Below are 20,521 nucleotides of genomic sequence, written 5' to 3'. Positions count from 1 at the left end.
ATGTCAGGAGAAGAACTAAAAAACGAACTAGAACAAATGCTGAAAAACATTGAAACAAGGCTAAACGACTTGCTCGCTAGTATAGATAGGCTGGTTGCGGAGGGAAAAACCCAGGAAGCATACAATCTTTGGAAACAGGAATCCACAAGCATGATGAGTGATTTTCAGGCGTCATTCGAAAAGTTCCGCGAGAAAGCCAAGACAAGCGACGAGGCTACACAGCGAGAGCTCGAAAAAATATTCGAGGAGAAATTCAGGGAGATAAAGTCTTCCCTAGAGAAAATCTCGCAGAAGCTTTCGAAGCCCTCACAGTTCGAGTCACAAATATCGCAGTCACTCAGCACGATTTCTAAGAGCCTAGAGAATATTGGCGTGATTATAGGTCAAGCAATAGACTCCGTCACGAAAGGCCTAGAAGAAACATTCAAAACAATTGGCAAGACCCCCAACATTGTCTCGGCGAGAATAAACAGGAAAGACCTCGAAATTATAGACGAGCTCGTCCAGGCGGGCATATTCAGGACTAGAAGCGAGGCTGTAGCATTCTTCGTGTCCAAGGGCATTGAGGCAAGCAAAGACTGGGTGCAAAGGGCACTGGACCAAGCGAGGAAAATCAAGGAGCTCCAGGAATCCCTCAGAAGAGAAGTGGAGAGCCAGTTCAAAGAAGAGTAGGCGTCTCTTCCTAGCGCAACTGGAACAGTTTAGTAAGCTAGAAAGTCTTTTTTTACAGGCACCTTTTGGAAAGATTTTTATAACAGATGCGAATATTCCTACCAGAATATTCACATGGAGCAAATTGTGCTTAGGCGGAGAGAAGCTGAGGAACTTAAGAAGGCGAGGGGCTGGCTACTTGTATATGGTAGGAGAAAGGTTGGTAAAACTTTTCTGCTTAGAAGGGAGCTTTCTTGGAGCATTTATGCAACTGTAACGAGGTCTAGGGAGATTTTTCTTGAAAGCAATGGGGGCATCGAGAAGACAGGTTTAGAGGAGGGGCTTCAGCGTGTCGTAGATGCCCTCAGAAGGGGGGAGTGCGTAGTCATTGATGAGTTCCAGAGGCTTCCTGAAAACTACTGGGACATGCTGGCCCTTGCGCACCCTTTAGGCAGGCTCGTGCTTTCTGGGTCAAGTTTTGGTGTTGTTGAGAAGGTTTTTTCCAGGAGGAGCCCCCTGCTGGGCCTGGTGAATCCTCTCCGGGTCGATGTTGTAAGCTATGCGGATGCAGTTTCTTCTCTTGTGGAAAGGCTTAATCCTGAAAAAGCACTGCTTTGGGCAATAATTGTTAGGGATCCATGGATTGTCCCCTTTGTTGACCTAAGCCTGCCCCCTGCGGTTTTCATTGCTGAAAACGCTGGGAGGCTGGCGCTTGCAAGTATGGGTCTTGTTGGAGAGGTGTTCGTGGAGGAAGAGAGGAGACTCACAACGCTGTATGAAGCAGTGCTGAGGTTGCTCGCAGAGGGTTATTGGAAGCCGGCCGAAATCGCGGGCGTCTTGGCTCCTAAGGGGCTCGTGGAGGGTGGAGCCTCTGCTGTTGTGGGTATACTTGAGCGAATGGTGAAAATGGGATTAGTCAGGAAGTTAAAGGCTTGGAGATCTGGAGGAGCCAAGGTCTACTACAGGCACTCTTCACCACTACTGTCGCTGGTCTACTATTTGGATCAAAAATTTTCGGTGAGTGAGGGCTACCAGGCTACCCCGGAGGCGGCAAACACGGCACTGGGAAGAGAGGCAGAAGCATGTATTGCCGAGCTAATGGCTGAAAGGTACTCCGGTGTAGCAGGGTTTTATGTTTCACCGTTTGGAGACGTAGACGTAATTGTACTTAAGGGTAAAAGGCCCATCGCAGGCTACGAGGTAAAGCTAGGTAGCATTGAGCAAAACGAGGCCAAGAGAGCCCTTGAAAGAATACACTCCCTAGGAATACCCCACGCGGGACTCATCAGCCTGAAAGAAAAACCTCCAGAAATAGAGGGCGCTGAGACGCTTGGTCCCGACGAATTAGTCTCTCTTGCAAAGATGGTCAGCGAGACAAAAATCTCCACACAGAAGGCTCATGAATCAGGTGAACTTTTTTGGGATAACAAATGAAGAGCTCATTGCTACTGGCACGTTAGAGGCGAGATCAATGCTTGAGGAAATTGAGAGTAAAATTGAGAAAGCCCGGAGGATTTTAGAGTCACTTAACTATCACCTGGATGTCTCTGCTCAAGATCTTGTCGACTACATGTCTACTGATACCTACACTGAGGACAAGGTTAACTTTAGAGATGTTCTCGAAAACGAATATCTTCTGATACACGAGCTCGTTGAGATAAATGAATGGAAGAAAAGGGGTTTTAAAATTCACAGGAGGATAATTGTTGATTCTCCCAGAACACTAGTTTACACAACTCACTATATTGCACTCGAAAAGGAAATAGAATACGCACTGCAGAGAGGAGATTACGCTTGGGCAAAGGAGAGGATCAGAAGTCAATTAGAAGACCCATATATGCCGGAAGAATTTAAACCACAAGCCAAGCTAATTCATGAAAAGTTCATTAAAATCCTAGAGAGCAAGGAGAAATCACTCGATCCCTGAACCTCTGTCCTCAGGCTTTGAGGCCTAAGCTCATCTGAGCGTAAAGAAGAGTTTCTCCGTTAGGGGTTTTCCAGGAGCACTTTCCCGTTTTTAGCATCCAAGACGACTCTTGTCTTCCCAAGTTCAACTATTCCCCGTGAGACACGAAAGCTCTCCCCGCAGAAGTAATTAGCGGTTGCTTGGAGAAAGATATCGCAGGAAAAGACCTTCTGAGATGCATCGCCGAGTCCTATATTTCAAAGTATTCTGACCCAAAAATGAGAAACCTCTTGCTACATTCCCTCTCAGCCTCAAGCCACTATGAGCCCCTAGCCGAGTTGCTCAAGAAGACATGCGGGGAACTGTTGCAAAAGGCAACGCTGAAGGTTTTCGGAGAACTTAACACAAAGAACATTGTAAAGATGAGGGTTCTTTTGGGCGATTTAATGTGTTACTCTAAGCCTACGGAGCTTAGCGAAAAAGAATACATAGAAGAAGTCTTATCCATTATATATGAGAGTTCCAATAAGTGAACCACGTTAAACGAGAATCATGGAAAAAGGTTTCTTGGGCATCAGTTTAGAGGAGATATGCTTGCCGATTGTCCAAATGTTTTCCTGATTTCTTCGATGAGGAACTTTTCCACCTTATCGACAATATTGCTTGCCTCTTCCTCGCTGCTGGAAGAAGCATATACGTGTATCTCTACAACTGGCACCCCATCCTCGAGACCGCGCGGGTGGCTCTTTACGTATGCCTTTTCGTCGATTTTAAGTGCTCTTCTAAGTATTGGTGTAAGGTCTGCCTCTGGGACACCCTTTACCCTAATCATTTTTTCCCTATAGAAGTACGGCCTCCCCCTTGACTTGAGGATTGGCTCGACGTGGTCTTTAAATATTGCTTCCATTTCTGCTGGTACCCCTGGAAGAACAATGATCAGGCGTGAATCTGTCTCGACCATTATTCCGGGAGCCGTCCCCACTGGGTTTGGCAGGGGTCTAGCGCCCTTGGGTAGCTTTGCCATTTTTTCGCGTTCAGGGGTGAGGGGGTAGCCCCGCTTAGCGTATTTTTCCTTGAGCATTTCGAGCGCCTCGGGGTTTGTCTCGAGCTCCCTGTTGAGCGCCTTTGCTAGGGCTATGTTTGTAATGTCGTCTGGTGTGGGTCCCAATCCGCCCGTAGATATGACGAGGTCTGCCCTGGAAACCGCCCTATGGAACTCCTCTACAATGTCGTCCATGTTGTCTGGCAGGACGATTATTCTCTCTACACAGTAGCCTAGGAGTGTTAGCCTCTGGGCGAGCCACGACGCGTTCGTATTGGTGACTTTTCCAATTAAGAGCTCGTTTCCAATGGAGAGTATGTATGCCTTAGCCTTGCAGTCCATGTGGAGAATAGTATTTTAGGGGGCGATAAACTTATTGTAGCAGGATGCCCAATTTTGTAGAGGGTCGGAGAAGTGGCTTTAACTGGTCTTCAGGTAAGGTTTGCCGAGAAGGGCGACCTAAAACAGGCAAAAGAAATACTCAGAAAGTCTTTTACTGGCTCCTATAGGTATTGGAGCGAGCTCCTCCTCGGCAGGCTAGACACTCTCGTTGCCATTATGGATGGGCGAGTCGTAGGTGTGGCCGAAATATACACAAAGGAGACTAAAACCCACGGGAAGATAAGCGTAATAAGCTTTATAGCCGTAGACCCCGGCTACAGGGGCAGGGGCATAGGTAAAAACCTTGTAGCCGAGGCAGAAAAGATATTCAGGGAACATGGCTGTAGATATTCTGCGGCCAGCACTAGGCGAGACAATTTGGCCTCGATAGGTATGTTCACGAAAATGGGCTATTCACTGTATAGGCGGGGAGAAAAAGAATTCGAGGAGCTTGAGGGGCCGCTCTATGCTTACGAGGACGATATAATCCTTGTTAAGAAGCTAGGATAGAATTGGCCTATTGAAATTCCCAAAAACACTATAAATGGCCCGCAAAAAATTAAATCGTAAAGCCCCTAAGGAATATATGGCTTACAGGGACGTTGTCGCGTTCCTCGCTATCTCGTTTGGGCTCGCATTCCTGGCCGACGTACTCGTATTCACGATTTCGCAAAATGTGCCATCTCCCCTTGTTCTGTCACAGGTAGCTCTTTTGTGGGGCCTCTTCAGGATGTATACCCCCACTGTCGGTGCGGCTGTAGCCTTACGGATGTCTGGGAAGAGTATATCCGGAGAATTTAAAAGCTATCTTAACGTGAGGGATAAAGCTGTCTACTGGTATTTTCTGGCACCCCTAATAGTTTACATTGCACTAGGAATCTACTTTCTCATAGGCCTAGCCTTCAACGTCATCGACCTAGAAAAGCCTGTAAGGATAATAGCAGAGCAGGGAAAAATATCCATAGAAGCCGCCCGAGTACTCCTGCTTGTACAGCTTGTCTCCGCTTACCTAGTAGCCCTAACCATCAATGCTCTCTACGCTTTGGGCGAAGAGATAGGGTGGCGAGGCTACCTCTATAAGCGGCTAGGCTCTGCTCCAAGCCTTGGAAACAGTTTCATCGTAGGAACCGTCTGGGGACTGTGGCATGCAACAGCTATAGGGCTTCTAGGACACAACTATCCAAACTTGAAGTGGCTCGGTGTTCCAATTTTCGTGGTGTTATGCATACCTCTAACATTTATAATGCTAATCTTAGTATCCAGGACTGGGAGCATACTTCCCTCAGTCTCTCTGCATGGAGCTCTAAACGCGCTTTGGGCATTAACAATATTGACGAATAATTTAGAGGATGCTACTGGAGAACTTCTGGGTGGGAATGGCCTATTGGGAATACTCTCTTTAGTACTTGTGGCCACAATTGCGAAGATTTTTCTGGGAACAAGGGGCAACGTAAATTAGCTAAGACTTTCTTTCCGAAAAAATAGACATGAGATACTATGGCTATTGTATCGTCTTGATGTCTGGGGTTCTTATCAGCTTTAATTGTGTCTCGTGACTTGCGAGTGGACACATTGGATCCGAGGCAAATAGGTCTCCTGTTAATGCAAGGGTTCTAGCTCTGCAGCCCCCACACACGTCCCTATACTTACAAGTGGCACATGGACCCTTAAGATTACTTCTGTCTCTAAGAGCCCTGAATACTGGGCTGTTTCTCCATATTTCGAGTGCTGACTGTTCCCGCAGGTTTCCAGCTTTTATGGGGACGAATGCACATGGCCAGACGTCGCCGTTGGGCTTTATGTAGAACATTCCACTGCCCGCGCTACATCCCTTAAAGAATGGGGAATAGATTTTGAACAGTGGAGAATCTTTAAGGAGATAGGCGAAGTATTCGGGCAGACCTACTGGCACGATTACAGGCTTTACTTCTCGCTGTATTTTCTTTACTCTCTCCATAACCTGCAGAAATTCTTCACGGGTTAATAGCAAGTTCTTTAATTCTTCTCCCCTTCCAAACGGCAACAGCTGGTAGAGAAACACGACATAGGCCCCAAGCCTGTCAGAAAGCCGCATCAAGTCCTCTAATTGGTCGAGGTTCAGCTTGGAGAGCGTGACATTTATGTGGATATATAGACCTTCGCTGGCCGCGTTCTTTATTCCCTCTATGGCGCGTTGAAAAGCCCCAGGCACGCCTCGGTACTCGTCGTGTTGCTCCGGCTTTACAAAGTCTATGCTAGCAGCTATACCCTCAACTCCCAGTTCCCGCAATTTCTTTGAAACGCTCTTTGTGATTAGAATCGCATTTGTAGCTAATACAACACTGAAGCCGAGACTCTTAGCGTAAGAGATAAGCTCGTAAATGTCTGGCCTGACAAGTGGTTCTCCACCTGTAAAGACAAGTACGCGGAACTCAGGAACCTCGGCAAGCTTCCTTATTACTTCTTTAGCTCCCTCAGTGTCTAGCTCGTCTGGGTATGGTTTACCCCCTCTGGCGTGGCAGTGCTTACACCTAAGATTACAGGCGGCAGTAACCTCGTACACTGGATGTATAGGCATCCCGAAACAGCCAAAGCCAATAGCCCCTGCGGCAGTGCGCAACAGTAGTCCGGCCTCTGGAAGCCACCTGTCCAATCCAGGCCAGCCCGTCAACTCCTTGAAAGCAAGTAGACTGCCTACTTGTCTCAAGACCAACGTAGGAGGAATATAGAAAGGTAAAACATGGGGAGCGCGTTCTGGCACTAAATCCACCTGGCTACAATGAATCCAAGTGATAGGAGAAAAGTCGTGAGAACAAAAACCAAAATAGTGTTTTTCATGGACGGGACGAGGCCTCGAGGATTATCAATATTCTTCACTGCATTCCTAGTAGCTTGTATCGCTATGGGAAGCGTAACCAAGGAGAACAGTGTATATAGAGGAAACATTCTAAGAACGACACCGGCAATAACGGTAGCATATGCCAAAATGAAAAACCATGGATATACGAGGACAGCCTTCTTCTTTCCCAGCCTAACGATCATGTTTCTTTTACCCACAGTTTTGTCGGCTTCATAGTCTGGAAACTCGTTGATCCAAATGACCGCGGTGATCAGGAAGCCTGGTACCAGAGATGCGAGAAGTGCCACTGTGTCTAAGCGGCCTGTCTGGACAAGGAAGCTGCCAAGCGTAATGAATGGGCCATAGCTAAGCCCTATCATTGCTTCGCCTATTCCTCGATACGCAAAAGCAAAGGGAGGAGCCGTGTAGCCTAGAGCAGCTATCATTCCCAAGATTGTTAAAACTAGAACCAGTGGTCCGCGGAGCCAGGTTAGGTACAGGCCTATTGCGACCGTGACCAGAGATGCGAAGAGCCCAGCGTCAAAAACTTTTTCGGGATTCAGCAGGCCTGAGGGGAGAACCCTGCTACCAGAGTTGAAAGGAGTGACATGTTCATCTTTGACAACAAGATCCACTCCGCTTTTAAAGTCAAAGTATTCATTGAAAGTATAGCTTCCAATCATTGCAGTAACTATGCCGAAGAGTGTCAGCAAAAATAGGTCGGGACTCAATAGGCCCTCAACATAGTATGCAACTGAAAAACCGAGAATCACAGGTGGTATGCCGGCTGCAAAGAACTTGACCCGTATAACGTTCATCCATGCAAGTATTTTTTCCAAGCTGTTATCCTTCATTGTGAATCCGCTTTTCTTTTTTCATGAATGCTATAAATTTTATCTAAAGCTACCCTTAGCAATTTTTAGCACTACAAAGTTATCAACAATGTGTGTCCTATGTCAGCGAGCTTTTCGTGGAGATTCCTTATCCTATGGATGGTCTGTTTGGAAGGAAACATGAAAGAAAGAAGAGGTTCTGAACATTAAATGCTTACAACAAGTTGCCCACCGCGGAGGCTTGCAACGACATAGAACTTCTTTATGCCGGTCTTAGCCGTGAACTCTGTCCACTTGTCTGTGTAGGCCAATACAACTAGGCCCCCCACGGGAATAGCTTTTGCCTGCTCAGCTATGCTATATAGGGCCGACAAAGACTCAAAGTTTTTAGCTGTGCCCTTAACGAAGAGTACCCTTGAGTCCCTCTTTATAGCCTCCTTAGGGACATGTAGGTAGACATACTCCTCTCTCTCAGAGGAGTTGTAGGGAGCGGAGTAAAACTTGCCCCAGCTTGTCCACGCATGCTCAGTAGCTACACAAGCGTCTGCCGAGAGCCACTCTGCCAAAACAACTGCGAGGGCACTATTCTTTTCCCCAGCCGTCATGACTAGATTGACCTCGTCGTCCTTAAAATGCTTCCATGCAAGATAGCCCACAAGGTTCAATATCCTCGGGTTAAAGAGGAGGCGCCACTCCTCAGCTACCCCTGTCTCCCTGGAAAGGGCCTGCTTCAGGGCCTTCTCGATGAGCCTGTTTTCACGGATAGCGTCAAGTATCTTTTTCGCTGTCTGCCTCTCGGGAAACTGGGAAAAAGTAGTGTACCTCCAGAGAAGCTGGCTGGGCATGTCCAGGATCTCCTCGAGCTCTTTGAAGGTATAGACCTCCTTCAGGCTGTTCAAGAGCTTTGCAACTATATACGAGCTCTCCTCGGTCTCGCCTATACTCATACACTACAATCTTGTTTTGTCTCACCTGGGTATTAAGTTTAATGTCATAAATGTTCCAAGCACTATTTAGCCTCAATCTTGCCCTGAAACTCAGGAAGTCCATACCTGTCTAATAAATTAAACTAAAAATGAGCGAAAGAATTGATGAAAGGTGAAGTCTTTGTTGAACTACGATGAGCGTCCGATCCTCGTTTTCTGGGGAACATAGAAAGCATGCCTCTTGAAGTGCAAGCACCGCAGGGCATTGGCTAATTCATATAGCGTGCTCGATCTCTTAAAATATATAAAAATTTTCTAGGGAAATATTGATAAGGATCCAAAAAGACCTATTTAGTGAAAAGCCATGATGGAAGTTGAAAACTTTTACCTCTTGCTTCACCCTAGGCCGGCATACCTCATTGGAAGCGGAAAGGTAGGCGAGAAAGTCAACTTTATGGCCGCTAGCTGGGTCTCGCCTGTGAGCGAAGAGCCTCCACTGGTGGGGGTAGCCATTGACGTCAATAGCTATACAAGGGAGCTTATCGACACGTATGGGGAATTCACTGTGAACGTTCTGCCTTTACAGTCGCTCGAGAAGCTCTACTATGCGGGGACTGTCTCTGGTAGAAGCGTGGACAAGACAAAGGTTATCAGCTACAGGAAGGGAGAAAAAGTCGATGCCCCCGTTGCAGAGGAAACTATCGGTGTGGTTGAGTGCCGTGTATACACCAGCATAAAGACGGAAGACGTTGTTTTCTACCTTGGCAAGGTTCTCTCTGCCAAGGCTGACGAGCGCTTTTTCGGGAAGAGGAGTGGATGGGATCTGAAAAAGACTAATTTGCCGCTACACAATTGGGGCGCAGGCTTCTATGAGGTTGGCCGGCTACATATAATTCGGAAAGGTGGCCCCTAGCTCTGGGGCTTTACTCCGAGGTTTATGACTTCTATTTCTATAACTGGAACGCTCTTTTCCTCTTTTAATTCGCCTACCTCAGTAGAATATATCTTTATCTTGCCGTAGCCAATCTTGTCCCCTGTTAGGCGCCTAACGCTCTCGGTTACATATACTGCTTTCGAGATGTTTCTCCCGTGGGCCTTAACGATTACTCTCTGTGCGCCCTTTCCAAGCATGTTTATGAGCTCAAGAGTATAGGATCCCTCATGCTTTTCCCCAACAACTATCTCGTGTACAAATTGGCTCATTATGTTAATATTGCTTTGGCATAATAAATATTTTCTTATTTCCTCAACAGAACAACGAGTAGACCTCCAGGAGTCTTCTCTGTTTTGACAAAGCCCATTGATTCAAGCCTTTTTATCCTCCTGAGGGCAGTTGTAGACGGCAATCCAAGGGCTTCACGTATCTCCTTTAGATAGGCCTTCCCGCCCATGGACTTCAAGTAGTCGATGATTGCCTGGTCCTCTTCAACTAGTGTCTCGGGGGCCTTTTTGTTTCTCCCAGTAAGCAAAAAGCCCAAAATAATTACGGCCAGCGCTAGGGCTAGTACAAGGATCCAGAGAGTATAGTCTTCTTTTGGAGGAACATTTGTAGGTGTCGTCGCTTGTGATGGTGCAGGTGGCTTTCCTTCGCCCGGTAGCCCGGTCTCAGCCAGCTCGAGCTGTAGACTTGTTGAGAGGTTTCCGAAGCCGAGGTACACATAGCCCGGCTTGTAGGAGATCTCGTCTGGGGTTGGATATATGCCTAGAACGGTATATGTCTGGCTAATGTAGATGTTAAGCTTCTGGTTTATGGGTTGCAAGGTAAGAGAAATGGTAGAAACATTTCCTAGGTCACACGTGAAAGTTACGTTTACGTTGGTATTGGGGTCCCCATATATTTGTAGAGTTGAACCGCTAAGCGTGTATGTTGGGACACCTTTCTCTGGGTAAACGGCAACTGTTGGGACACTACAGGGGAGATTTACCTCTGCCACTCCCTCGCTGGAGAGAGGCAAGAAAATGAAGCCCCTTAGGACCCCACCCTCCTCTATGTAAAGTGTTTCTACGGGCTGTCCAGAAACCAATACTAGTCCTATAGCTAGATAGATCAGTAAAGCTCCCCACATGAGGCGGATAGTTTTTCCACTCATTGTTTCCTTATATTTAGCCCTAAAAAATAAAGTTTTTTTATTGCCGAGAGTGCCTAGACGAGTCCCGGATACATGTATTTTTTGCCCCGAGCTTTTTTGATCTGGTCCCACTCGTGCAGAATCTTTACAGCCTCGTTTGCAACCCTAATTGCCATCTCCACGCCTGCGTTCTCTACAAGCTCGTTTTTTATCCTATTTGCGACGGCCGCTAGGACTGCTCCAGCCCTAGCCCCATATATGTTCGAGAGGGTAAACAGGGTTGAAGCCTCCATCTCGAAGCTCAGCACCCCGGCTTTCTGCAGGTCAGGGATGAGGTCACGCATCCAGCTCTGCTCGTACTGCCTGTATCCTGGACGCGCCTGGCCCGTGTAAAAGGAGTCGGTCGACGCGACTATGCCAACGTGGTACCTGGCTCCGAGGGACTCTGCGGCATGGATGAGGGCGGAGACAACCTCGAAGTGCGCGAATGCCGGGTACTCGACCCTCACGTACTGCTTGCTTGTGCCGTCGAGCCTCACGGCGCCAGTAGCAATGATTATGTCTCCCACCTCGATGTCTGGCTGTATCGCGCCAGTCGTCCCGACCCTTATAAATGTCGAGGCCCCAACCCTTAGTAGCTCCTCTACAGCGATTGCGGTAGCGGGCCCGCCGATGCCTGTTGATGTGCATGAGACGGGGACGCCCTTATATCTGCCTGTATATGTGACGTATTCGCGGTGGCGGGCTACTTCCCTTTGTTCATCCCAGAAGCTAGCTATCCACGGCACTCTTTCAGGGTCTCCTGGCAAAAGAACAAACTCTGCAACGTCTCCGGGCTTGCACCTGATATGGTACTGGAGCCCCTCCTCGGTGGATGCCTTTGATGCTGAGAATCTCTTCACGGTGCCTTTGCTTGACATGGAAATTTCATAAATTAAGAAAATTTAAAAATAAAAATATTTTTTATCCGAGCTGTTCTCTCCAAGCCTTTACATCTGACTCTGTCTGTGGGAGTGGTACCTGTACTTTGCCTTCACGTATCTGTGCCTCTAGCTCGCTTACCGCCTGCCATACCCACTGTGGTACAGAGTCCCTCATTGCCTTTACCTTGGCCCTGATCTGTTCTGGATCCATGGGTAAGACTTTCTTGCCTACATATTGTTCAGCCGCCTGTCCCATTTTTATGAATTCATCTAGGTCGTTGAGTGTACTGACGGATATACCCTCCATTGATTCGCCGTCCACTTTTGTTCCGATTCCTAGGAGAAGAATCCCGTTGTTTTTCACAGCTATGTCCTTGAATTTGCCCTTCTGTACTAGGTAGGCAGCGTAATATACTCCTTTGTCGACCCTCTTCATCATGCTTGCAATCACGAAGCCTGGGTTGATCCAGTCTTGGTCAGCGTCTACCCCTATCCAGAATGGTGGACCCATGTTGAGGCCTCTGGCCTTGGCTATTTCGTCTAGTGCCTGGTTTATGCCGAGCCCAAGTGGGCCTGCGACGTTGTATACAGCGACGGCTTTTTTGGCATACATTGCTTTTGCGGCTTCGTAGCCCTTGGTGATGTCGCTAAAGGTTCCCGTGTAGGTCCAGAGGACTCTCTCTTTAACAGGTTGGGCCAATATGTTGTCTGGGTTCTTGATTTTTGACGCATACTGGTCTGGGAACTTCTGCTTGTACCATTCTATGGCCCAGTTGCATCCCCACTTGTAGCCTATCTCGAACTTCCAGAGAACTGGTATCTCAATTCCTAGAACCATTCCTACGTGTGGATAGTCATAGTTGATGGCTAGGAGGCATGCAAGTGCACCTACGAGCGCGCTTCCCTTGTGCTCCTCAAACTTTATGTCGATGAGGTTTGGCAAGGGGTACTTGTCAGGATACTTCTGTTTAACTACGTCTTGGGCATATGTATCGATGCCTGCAAAATACTTGTCGGGATACTTTACTGCTACCTGGGCTAGGGCCTCGCTAAGCAGGAAGCCTACGCCCACAATTAGCTTAGTGTTCGGGTCCTTTGCGGCTGTCTCAAGGTTAGGTATGTAGTCAGCCTCTGTCTTGCTAATTAGCTCCATAACGTCCCATCCAAAGTCGCGGGCAGCCTCTTCTGCGCCTTTGAAGCCCATGTCGTTGAAGCTTAGGTCTCCCCTGCCACCGATGTCTGAGACTACAGCTATTTTAGGCTTAGCAGTGACTCCGGCAGGTCTCTGGGTCAATATATAAGCAGCGAGGCCGGCGACGACAATGATGGCGAGAATAATTATTGCATAAATTGTCTTTATGCCGTTTCTTTTCTTCATACAGAAATAATAAGGTTTAATAAACTTTATAAGACTTACGCTGAAGTTTTTTACTCTTTCTTATAGGGTACCCCAAGCGCCCTCGGGAATCTCCGCTTCCCTATCATCACTGCAACAACGACAAGTGTAACAATGTAGGGTATCATGAATACAAAGTAATATGGAATGGTCTCCTTTATCCCCGGCGTGACAGCAAAAGTATAGGCTACTGCCTCTGAGAACCCGAAGAGAAATGCGAAGCCTGTGGCTAGAATTGGGTCTAAACCGCTTGCCACGACACACGCCAAGGCAATGAAGCCTCTTCCAGCCGAGATCTCCTTGACAACTCCCTTGAACCATACAAGAGACATGAAGGCGCCTCCCAGACCGGCAAGGAGACTGCCAATTGTGGCTGTCAGTATCCTGACCTTGTATACGTCTATTCCCGCAGCATCGATTGCCTCAGGCTCTCGCCTGCGGCCCTTATCCAGAGGCCTAGGGCTGTTTTCTGCAACAGCCAGTTGAATACGAATGTGAGAAGCAAGGCCAGGATAGTTAGCTCGCTAAACACAAAGTAAAAGTTCCCTAGAGGTACATTCCACAGCTGTACGAGTACCTCTTTTGGAGGTACACGTATGCCGGGCATGTGCCATACTGCCATTAGGAAGTAGGGGACGAAACCATACGCGAAAATGTTGATTCCCATGCTTGCTACCACTTGGTCGGCTCTTCCATATGTACTTAATACTCCATGTATAAATCCAATAAGTGCACCAGCCAAGGCGCCGAAAAGCAACCCTATGTAGCCGTTTCCAGCCAGCTCGGCTCCGTATACTCCAAGCGTAGCGCCGATTAGGAGTATACCGTCTAGCCCTATGTTTGTTACGCCTGCTTTTTCGTTGATGACCTCGCCTATGGCTGCCAGTGCCAGTGGAGTCATTGCTAGGAGCGCTGTGTCAATTATTTTCAAGGAGCTTATCCCGGCGTACTCAAGTAAAAAGAGGAATGCAACGAAGACAACAATTGTTATGATAAGGCTTTTCTTTATCATAGCGTCACCCCTTGAGGATTCTGGAAAGCCTCTTTGATAGCTCGGGTATAGACAAAGCTATTACAATCAGCCCTATAATTGCCCTGCTAAGCTCCGAGGAAACACCAGAGTATGGTTCCATCAGTCTGCTCCCATTCCATAGGCCACCAATAAATATTCCTGACAAAATGATTGCTAGTGGATGGTTCCTGCCAATTAGAGCTACCCCCATACCGTCAAAGCCGACATTCATTATGTTTCCAAGGGTTCCGTAGAGAGCCCACACAGGCGGCCTCCCAGTGATTACAAGTCCACCTGCCAAGCCGCTGAGGGCTCCAGAGAGTAGGAAAGATGTTATCACGATATTTTTGTAGTTTACACCGGAATATTTAGCTGCGTCAATATTTGAGCCAGTGATTCTTATCTCAAAGCCGATCCTCGTCAACGTTAAGAGGAGGTGTATCAAGACAGCTGAAAAGATAGATACCAGGATTGCGGTGGTTAGGACGGCTGACCCGGGAACAACGCTGAACCTCGCGTTTTCTACTACTGGTAGAGACATCTCTGGGCGGGATGGGTTTACGAGTGGGCCCCTTACAAGAAACATTACGAAGTTGTATGCTATCCAGTTAAACATTATTGTGGAGATTACTTCGTGGACTCCTCTATAAGCCTTGAGCAGTGCAGGCGGCAGTGCCCAGGCAAGTCCAAGAAGCATAGATCCGGCCAGTGCCAATATTAGGGAGAAGGGTGACAGGATTGGGAGAAGCCTTGGAACGAGTCCGCCGAATATGATTGCTCCTATTGCTCCCATGTATGCTTGCCCCTCGACGCCGACGTTGAACATTCCTCCCTTAAAACAGAGCCCAAATGCGATGCCGGTAAGCATGAGTGGTGTAGCATATCCAAGTGTGTCTAGAATGCTTTCTAGGCTTCCGAAGCCGCCATAAAAGAGCCAGTAAAACGCCTTGATAGGGTCGTAGCCGTAGGACAGTATGAGTATCGAGGATGCCAATAGCCCGGCGAGGAGTGCTATTAATGTCTCGGCCACACCACGAACATCAAGGTTGAACTTCTGCATATTGTACGCCCTATTATTTCTCTCTGTAATTAAAAAGATTTCTACAGAAAGAATAAATATTCGGGAAACAATGCTACTAGCAATGAAGGAGCCCTATGTTGTGATGAAGGACATACACAAGACATACCCTGATGGAACAGTTGCACTCAGAGGTGTCGACTTAGAGATTTACCCCGGAGAAATATTGGGACTTCTCGGTGAAAACGGTGCCGGCAAGTCCACACTAATGAAGATACTGTCGGGCTTCATTAAGCCCACTAAGGGAGAAATCTATGTAGAAGGAAAACGTGTAAAGTTCTCCTCTTCGAGAGACGCCCTGGCCAGAGGCATAGCGATGGTTCACCAGGTATTTACACTTGTCCCAAACATGACTGCACTAGAAAACATAATCCTAGGAACCGGAAAAGGTTCCGAAGGCGTTCTCCAGGCGTTAACACCTCTAGATTTTGACTTTGGCAGGCGACAAATAGAGGAGCTCACGAGTAAGCTAGGCCTAAAGATACCCCTAGACACTCCTGTGGAAAGCTTGTCGCTTGGAGAAAGACAAAGAATAGAAATCATAAAGGCGTTAAGCAGGGGTACAAAGGTTCTCATACTCGACGAGCCCACAACTTTCCTGACGCCGATGGAGGTCTCAGAGCTATTCAATTTTGTCAAGAGGTTTAAGGAACAAGGCGGTTCCGTCGTATTCATAACCCACAAGATAAAAGAGGCTCTCGAGATAACCGATAGAATAGTTGTGCTAAGGAAAGGAGCCGTTGCTGGACAACTTAAAACAGGAGATGCTACTCCGGAAAAACTCGCCGAGCTAATGGTAGGGAAAGAAGTAGACCTAGAAGCGTTGACACATCTTGAGCGCATGACCATTACAGGAGAGACCATTCTCAAAGTCGAAGAGTTATGGGTAAACAACGACATGGGAGTTCCAGCGGTTAAAGGGGTCTCTTTCGAGGTAAGGGCTGGCGAAGTCTTTGGCATTGCTGGGGTAGAGGGAAACGGGCAAAACGAGTTGATCGAGGCTGTTACAGGCTTGAGGAAGATTGAAAAGGGCAAAGTATACCTAAATGGCAGAGAGGTAACAAACAGGTCCGTTATAGAGATGTACAAGAGTGGGCTCTCCCATATCCCGGGAGACAGGGAGAGATACGGGTTGATACTTGACTTCACGGTCATGGAGAATAGTATTATTGGCCGTCAGTGGGAGCCCTCTTTCCTAAAGGGGTCCCGCATAGACTGGGAGAAGGTAAGAAAGTATACCGAACACCTAGTAGCCAGGTTTAATGTCGTTGCTCCAAGAATTATTGCTCCAGCAAAGAGTCTAAGCGGCGGAAACAGGCAAAAGCTCCTCGTGGGGCGTGAGCTCAGCAGAGAGTCGTCCCTTATAGTGGCTGTCCACCCAACGAAGGGCCTGGATATAGCCTCCACTCTATATGTGAGGGAGCTCTTACTGGAAGCAAGAAATGCTGGCAAAGCAGTTTTACTTGTGTCAGCAGACTTGGAGGAAATACTCCAGTTGTCAGACAGAATAGCCGTGATGTACGAAGGCAAACTTGTAGCACAAGGAAAAACCAGTGACTTTACACTTGAGGAAATCGGAATGCTAATGGGAGGAGTTGCTCTCCAGAAGGCACCGAAGACAACCTAATTTTTGAAAATTCCCACGTGACAAATAAAGTTTTATAGGTTTGAGCCCTATATTTTCCACATGTCGCCCTGCATAAGCATCGCGGCTTCTAGCCTTGGCGTTGAACAAGGCAACAGGCTAGAGTCACAATATTTGGCTCCAGTGTTGCGAAAGTTAGATGGAGCCTTATACGAGGGTGTACTGACGTCAGGAGAAAACGCAAGGGAATGTCTGACAAGAGTTGTCCTCGTAGCTACGGGGGGAACAGAGGACACAATAATCTCGTTGGCCAAGAAGACAAAGCTCCTTTACCTGCTATACATCGAGGAGTACAACAGCCTGCCAGCAGTCATAGAGGCTGTTGGATACCTGAAAAACAATGGTAAAGATGTCTCTGTCGCAAAGCTGGAAGGCACCCAGCAGATCCAGGAATTATTGGAGAAACTTGGACGCATAGAAAAGACATATGAAAAGATAAGGGTTGCAAGGCTTGGACTGATAGGTGGCATTAGCCCATGGCTTGTCTACAGCAAGGTTGAGCCAGAAACACTACACAAGAGATTAGGGGCGGGACTCGTTGAGGTCCCCCTAGAGGAACTAGTCAAAACCTACAACTCTGTCTCTGAAGTAGAAGTGCCCAGGGAAATAATAGAAAATGCACTTGAAGTAAAGATACCAGTGTCCGAGATACAGAAAGCCTACAGGTTGTACCTAGCCATCAAGCAAGTTATAGCTGAAAAAAGCCTCGACGGCTTGACCATTAAATGCTTCGACATTATAAAGGAACTGGACACCACCGCTTGCCTCGCTCTTTCACTTCTAAATACCATGGGCTTTCCAGTAGCCTGCGAGGGAGACGTTCCTCTCCTCGTCTCTATGGTTCTAGGCGAATGGTCAACTGGTCAGCCAGTCTTCATGGCTAACCCCGCAATTATAAGTGGAGACAGTGTCCTCTTCGCCCACTGCACGGCCCCCCTCATCTCGTCCTACTCTCTAATGACCCACTTCGAGAGTGGCAGGGGTGTCGGAATAATGGTAAAATTTCCCGTAGGCGAAAAAGTCACAGTATACAGGGTTAATCCTAACCTAGAAACTCTCCGAATATTTACAGGCACAATTCTAGAGTCTCCATGGAGTAACAGGCACTGCAGGACACAAGTAAAGGTCAAACTTTCACAGCCTAGAGTAATATTGGATAGGAGCTTTGGAAACCACTACGCACTGGTTTTAGGCGACCACACTGAGGAACTATCCGGCGTAGCAAGACTCCTGGGTCTAAACCTGGAAACTTATTGAGGTTTTCCCTAATTTTTAAAGGATTTGCATAAATTTTGTTGGATCATACTAGTTGTGATGCTGGTAGTAATAACTGGTCCCATGTTTTCGGGAAAAACTACAGAGCTTATAAGGCGAATCGAGAGACAAATGATAGCTGGCAGAAGAGTCGTAATATACAAGCCAACAATAGACACGAGGTATCACCCATCAAGCGTCATATCACATAATGGTCTAAAGATCAACGCATTGGTGGTTCCTCCCGACGAGGAAGGAGTAAAAAGAATAGCCAGCGAAACCATAAACTATGACGTTATAGGGATAGATGAGGCACAATTCTTCCCATCCATACTGGCAGAGGAACTCAACAAGCTAGCCATAGAAAAAATGATAGTTGTCTCAGCTCTAAACCTAGACTTCAAGGGAGAACCCTTCGAAACAACAATGAAGTTGCTCGCCTACGCAGACAAAGTTGTAAGCTTGACAGCAATATGCAAAGTCTGCGGAAAACCCGCCACTAGGACCCAGAGGCTCATAAACGGCAAGCCTGCACCAAGAGACAGCCCAAGAGTCCTCGTAGGCGGCTCAGAAACATACGAGGCAAGATGCAGAAAACACCATATAGTCCCCTAGATGGTCCCCTCTAAGTTTACAAACATCAGAAGCGCTCTAGAAACTTTTTTTATGTGTTCTAGAATGGACTCCAAAGACTGTGTTTTTAGATGCTCGATTTTTCCGCTTATATGTTTATGGTGGGGTACGTATATATTTCTGGATGGTGTGGTCTGTTATCTTAAAAGTAAACGTTTAACTTAGATTTTATGAACATCACAATATTATGATGATAGGAGAACATTCATTATTTAACCTGAGATACTTATTGTACAAGATACTAGGCATGTATAAATACATTTTAAACGGAAACCCCCATTAATAGTAAAAATAAAATAAAACATTTAGCAGAATTTTTAAATAACTGTTTTGCGAAGAAATACTCGCTGAAAGCTTGGTGAAAATTTGGATAAAAGAACTGTGTCCATAATTCTAGGAGTACTGGCAGTTTTCCTAATCGCCCTATACTTTATACCGATACCGGGAGGACCGTCTGGCGAACCAAAGCTAGAATACAAAATCTTAACCTCGAGACACATTATAAGCGCTGCGTATAAGGTATATGGTAGGCCTGAGCTAGGCCTCTGGGTTGCAAAGGTTATTCTTACAAATAACGGGACATCACCCATATATGACTTGAAAATATCCTATTCCATTGACAAATATTCTGACTGGGTTGAGGGCGGAAAATACCCTGTCCTGTTGCCGGGAAGCACTGTTGTAAACCTCTACTACCCAATTGTTTCCAGCGAGGTCGCCAAGCTGACGACATCTACCCCTTCAAAGGTCAACATCAAGATTACCTATGTCGATGCTAGGGGAGCCCAAAAGGAGATAACTGAGAGTAAATCAATAGAGATTCTCGGGGCACATGACTTTATATTTACAAGTCTCTCTCCAGAGGAAAACACCGGGACGTTCTACGACATATTCAGCAACTATCCCCTAATAGCCGCATTTGTAACACCCACTGACCCCGTTGTTAGGGAATACGCAGACATGGGCAACAAGCTGGCTGGAGGCGCAGGTGCAACACTTTCAGATGAGGAAGCCTTAAAAAGCTTGTCAGGAATGTGGGAGCTCTCTGTCTACAATGGAATATCATATAAGACAGAGCCACAGGCATTTTGGACAGGACAGGTTTCACAGTATGTAAAGTATCCAAGGGATGTGATTAGGGACAGGGCGGGGACGTGTCTAGACACGGCAATCTTCTTTGCCTCGCTGGCTATCGCTCAGGGTCTCGACGCATATGTAGTCCTGATGCCAGGTCATGCCTTCACGGTTGTAGTGCTACCACAAAGTAGACAAATAATACCGATAGAGACAACAACACTAAATCAGAAGGTTTCATTCGAGGAGGCTGTACAGGTAGGGGTAAAAGTGTTAAAAGAAGCTATAAATGGTCCACATTATGTAGTAGATATTAAAGGTTTTCAGGCTTTAGGTATAACTCCTCCCGAGCTCGAAACCCTGCCGCCAGACACACTCGCGAAGTGGGGGATAAAGCTACCCTCTGGCATGTCTGAGAGTCCATCACAAGGCTCGTCTTCAGGCTCGCCGGGCCAGCCTAGCACAGGTGGGTCTCTACAATATACAAACCCCTCGCCAAGGTGGAGCATGTCATATCCGAAGAGTTGGACTGTTTCCCAGCATGGATCATACGAGGTCGACTTTGTCTATCAAGACCAAGCCCTGATCGTTGTCTTGTGGGTTCAAGGCGTCAAAAGACAGGAGTTGAGAAGTTATTTTGAGAACGCTATGAGCCAGCAGGGTGACTTGAAAGTCTTAAAGGAACAAAAGGTGTCAGTATCAGGTGTCCAGGCTGACGCAGTTGCATATCAGTATAGTTTCAGTGGTCAAAACTTTATCATAGTTGCAAGGTACTTCGAGTATCAGGGTTACGGCTTTATCATATTTTACCAAGTCTTCGACCAGAACATGATAAATACATGTGAATCTATCATTCAAACGTTTAGGCTGGGGTGATAAA

General features: G+C 47.0%; 20 protein-coding genes and 1 pseudogene. 11 read left to right on the top strand and 10 right to left on the bottom strand.

The window, feature by feature from the left end:
• The 4 genes from N186_RS09165 (at position 1) to N186_RS09150 (ending at position 3,090) form a co-directional block, all read left to right on the top strand.
• On the top strand, positions 1-672 hold the full coding sequence (locus tag N186_RS09165) for a ribbon-helix-helix domain-containing protein (protein WP_020963542.1): 672 nt from the start codon (positions 1-3) through the stop codon (positions 670-672).
• A 114-nt stretch (positions 673-786) separates the two neighbouring features.
• Positions 787-2,085 (top strand): AAA family ATPase, encoded by a 1,299-nt coding sequence (locus tag N186_RS09160; RefSeq protein ID WP_020963541.1) that lies wholly within the window; start codon positions 787-789, stop codon positions 2,083-2,085.
• A gap of 37 nt (positions 2,086-2,122) precedes the next feature.
• The gene (locus N186_RS09155) at positions 2,123-2,578 is read left to right on the top strand and encodes a hypothetical protein (protein WP_148682201.1); all 456 of its coding nucleotides are present in this window, start codon (positions 2,123-2,125) and stop codon (positions 2,576-2,578) included.
• Positions 2,579-2,757: 179 nt separating this feature from the next.
• Positions 2,758-3,090: a hypothetical protein gene (locus N186_RS09150; RefSeq protein ID WP_052885592.1), complete on the top strand. Its 333-nt coding sequence runs from the start codon at positions 2,758-2,760 to the stop codon at positions 3,088-3,090.
• Positions 3,091-3,131: 41 nt separating this feature from the next.
• On the opposite strand, the gene N186_RS09145 is transcribed toward N186_RS09150, so the two are convergent.
• Complete coding sequence (locus N186_RS09145) at positions 3,132-3,941, bottom strand: nicotinamide mononucleotide deamidase-related protein (protein WP_020963538.1); 810 nt, start codon at positions 3,939-3,941, stop codon at positions 3,132-3,134.
• 72 nt (positions 3,942-4,013) lie between these two features.
• Between N186_RS09145 and N186_RS09140 the strand changes: the two genes are divergently transcribed.
• Positions 4,014-4,490, top strand: a complete 477-nt coding sequence (locus N186_RS09140; RefSeq protein WP_020963537.1) for a GNAT family N-acetyltransferase — start codon at positions 4,014-4,016, stop codon at positions 4,488-4,490.
• A 76-nt stretch (positions 4,491-4,566) separates the two neighbouring features.
• Positions 4,567-5,439 carry a CPBP family intramembrane glutamic endopeptidase gene (locus tag N186_RS09135; protein WP_020963536.1) on the top strand — a complete coding sequence of 291 codons (873 nt, stop codon included), beginning with the start codon at positions 4,567-4,569 and terminating at the stop codon, positions 5,437-5,439.
• 42 nt (positions 5,440-5,481) lie between these two features.
• Here N186_RS09135 and N186_RS09130 read toward each other — a convergent pair whose 3' ends face one another.
• The 3 genes from N186_RS09130 to N186_RS09120 form a co-directional block, all read right to left on the bottom strand.
• A complete protein-coding gene (locus tag N186_RS09130; RefSeq protein ID WP_148682199.1) occupies positions 5,482-6,720 on the bottom strand; it encodes a radical SAM/SPASM domain-containing protein in 1,239 nt (412 codons plus the stop codon).
• Positions 6,720-7,652, bottom strand: coding sequence for a prenyltransferase (locus N186_RS09125; RefSeq protein WP_020963534.1), 933 nt, complete (start codon positions 7,650-7,652; stop codon positions 6,720-6,722). Before N186_RS09125 ends, N186_RS09130 begins: the two co-directional genes overlap by 1 nt.
• Positions 7,653-7,837: 185 nt before the next feature.
• Positions 7,838-8,578 carry a hypothetical protein gene (locus N186_RS09120; protein ID WP_020963532.1) on the bottom strand — a complete coding sequence of 247 codons (741 nt, stop codon included), beginning with the start codon at positions 8,576-8,578 and terminating at the stop codon, positions 7,838-7,840.
• 343 nt (positions 8,579-8,921) lie between these two features.
• Here N186_RS09120 and N186_RS09115 point away from each other — a divergent pair, with 343 nt between their 5' ends.
• On the top strand, positions 8,922-9,470 hold the full coding sequence (locus N186_RS09115) for a flavin reductase family protein (protein WP_052885591.1): 549 nt from the start codon (positions 8,922-8,924) through the stop codon (positions 9,468-9,470).
• Here the strand turns inward: N186_RS09115 and N186_RS09110 are convergent.
• The 6 genes and pseudogenes from N186_RS09110 to N186_RS09080 form a co-directional block, all read right to left on the bottom strand.
• Positions 9,467-9,760 (bottom strand): hypothetical protein, encoded by a 294-nt coding sequence (locus N186_RS09110; protein WP_020963530.1) that lies wholly within the window; start codon positions 9,758-9,760, stop codon positions 9,467-9,469. The genes N186_RS09115 and N186_RS09110 overlap by 4 nt on opposite strands.
• Before the next feature lie 35 nt (positions 9,761-9,795).
• On the bottom strand, positions 9,796-10,647 hold the full coding sequence (locus N186_RS09105; protein WP_020963529.1) for a helix-turn-helix transcriptional regulator: 852 nt from the start codon (positions 10,645-10,647) through the stop codon (positions 9,796-9,798).
• Between the two features lie 53 nt (positions 10,648-10,700).
• Positions 10,701-11,546, bottom strand: a complete 846-nt coding sequence (udp, locus tag N186_RS09100) for a uridine phosphorylase (protein WP_020963528.1) — start codon at positions 11,544-11,546, stop codon at positions 10,701-10,703.
• Positions 11,547-11,589: 43 nt separating this feature from the next.
• Entirely contained in the window at positions 11,590-12,927 is a 1,338-nt protein-coding gene (locus N186_RS09095) for a BMP family lipoprotein (protein WP_020963527.1), read from the bottom strand.
• A 50-nt stretch (positions 12,928-12,977) separates the two neighbouring features.
• A pseudogene (locus N186_RS09605) lies at positions 12,978-13,846 on the bottom strand (ABC transporter permease).
• A 115-nt stretch (positions 13,847-13,961) separates the two neighbouring features.
• The gene (locus N186_RS09080; protein ID WP_020963524.1) at positions 13,962-15,017 is read right to left on the bottom strand and encodes an ABC transporter permease; all 1,056 of its coding nucleotides are present in this window, start codon (positions 15,015-15,017) and stop codon (positions 13,962-13,964) included.
• An 82-nt stretch (positions 15,018-15,099) separates the two neighbouring features.
• Here N186_RS09080 and N186_RS09075 point away from each other — a divergent pair, with 82 nt between their 5' ends.
• From N186_RS09075 to N186_RS09060, 4 genes are all read left to right on the top strand, one after another.
• Positions 15,100-16,662, top strand: coding sequence for an ABC transporter ATP-binding protein (locus N186_RS09075; protein ID WP_052885718.1), 1,563 nt, complete (start codon positions 15,100-15,102; stop codon positions 16,660-16,662).
• A gap of 60 nt (positions 16,663-16,722) precedes the next feature.
• Complete coding sequence (locus N186_RS09070) at positions 16,723-17,937, top strand: hypothetical protein (protein ID WP_020963522.1); 1,215 nt, start codon at positions 16,723-16,725, stop codon at positions 17,935-17,937.
• A gap of 57 nt (positions 17,938-17,994) precedes the next feature.
• Complete coding sequence (locus N186_RS09065; RefSeq protein WP_052885590.1) at positions 17,995-18,549, top strand: thymidine kinase; 555 nt, start codon at positions 17,995-17,997, stop codon at positions 18,547-18,549.
• Between the two features lie 384 nt (positions 18,550-18,933).
• The gene (locus N186_RS09060; protein ID WP_020963520.1) at positions 18,934-20,517 is read left to right on the top strand and encodes a hypothetical protein; all 1,584 of its coding nucleotides are present in this window, start codon (positions 18,934-18,936) and stop codon (positions 20,515-20,517) included.
• Positions 20,518-20,521 lie beyond the last annotated feature (4 nt).

The organism is Thermofilum adornatum (assembly GCF_000446015.1).
GTDB lineage: Archaea > Thermoproteota > Thermoprotei > Thermofilales > Thermofilaceae > Thermofilum > Thermofilum adornatum.
This window is presented reverse-complemented; position numbering and strand designations above follow the sequence as displayed.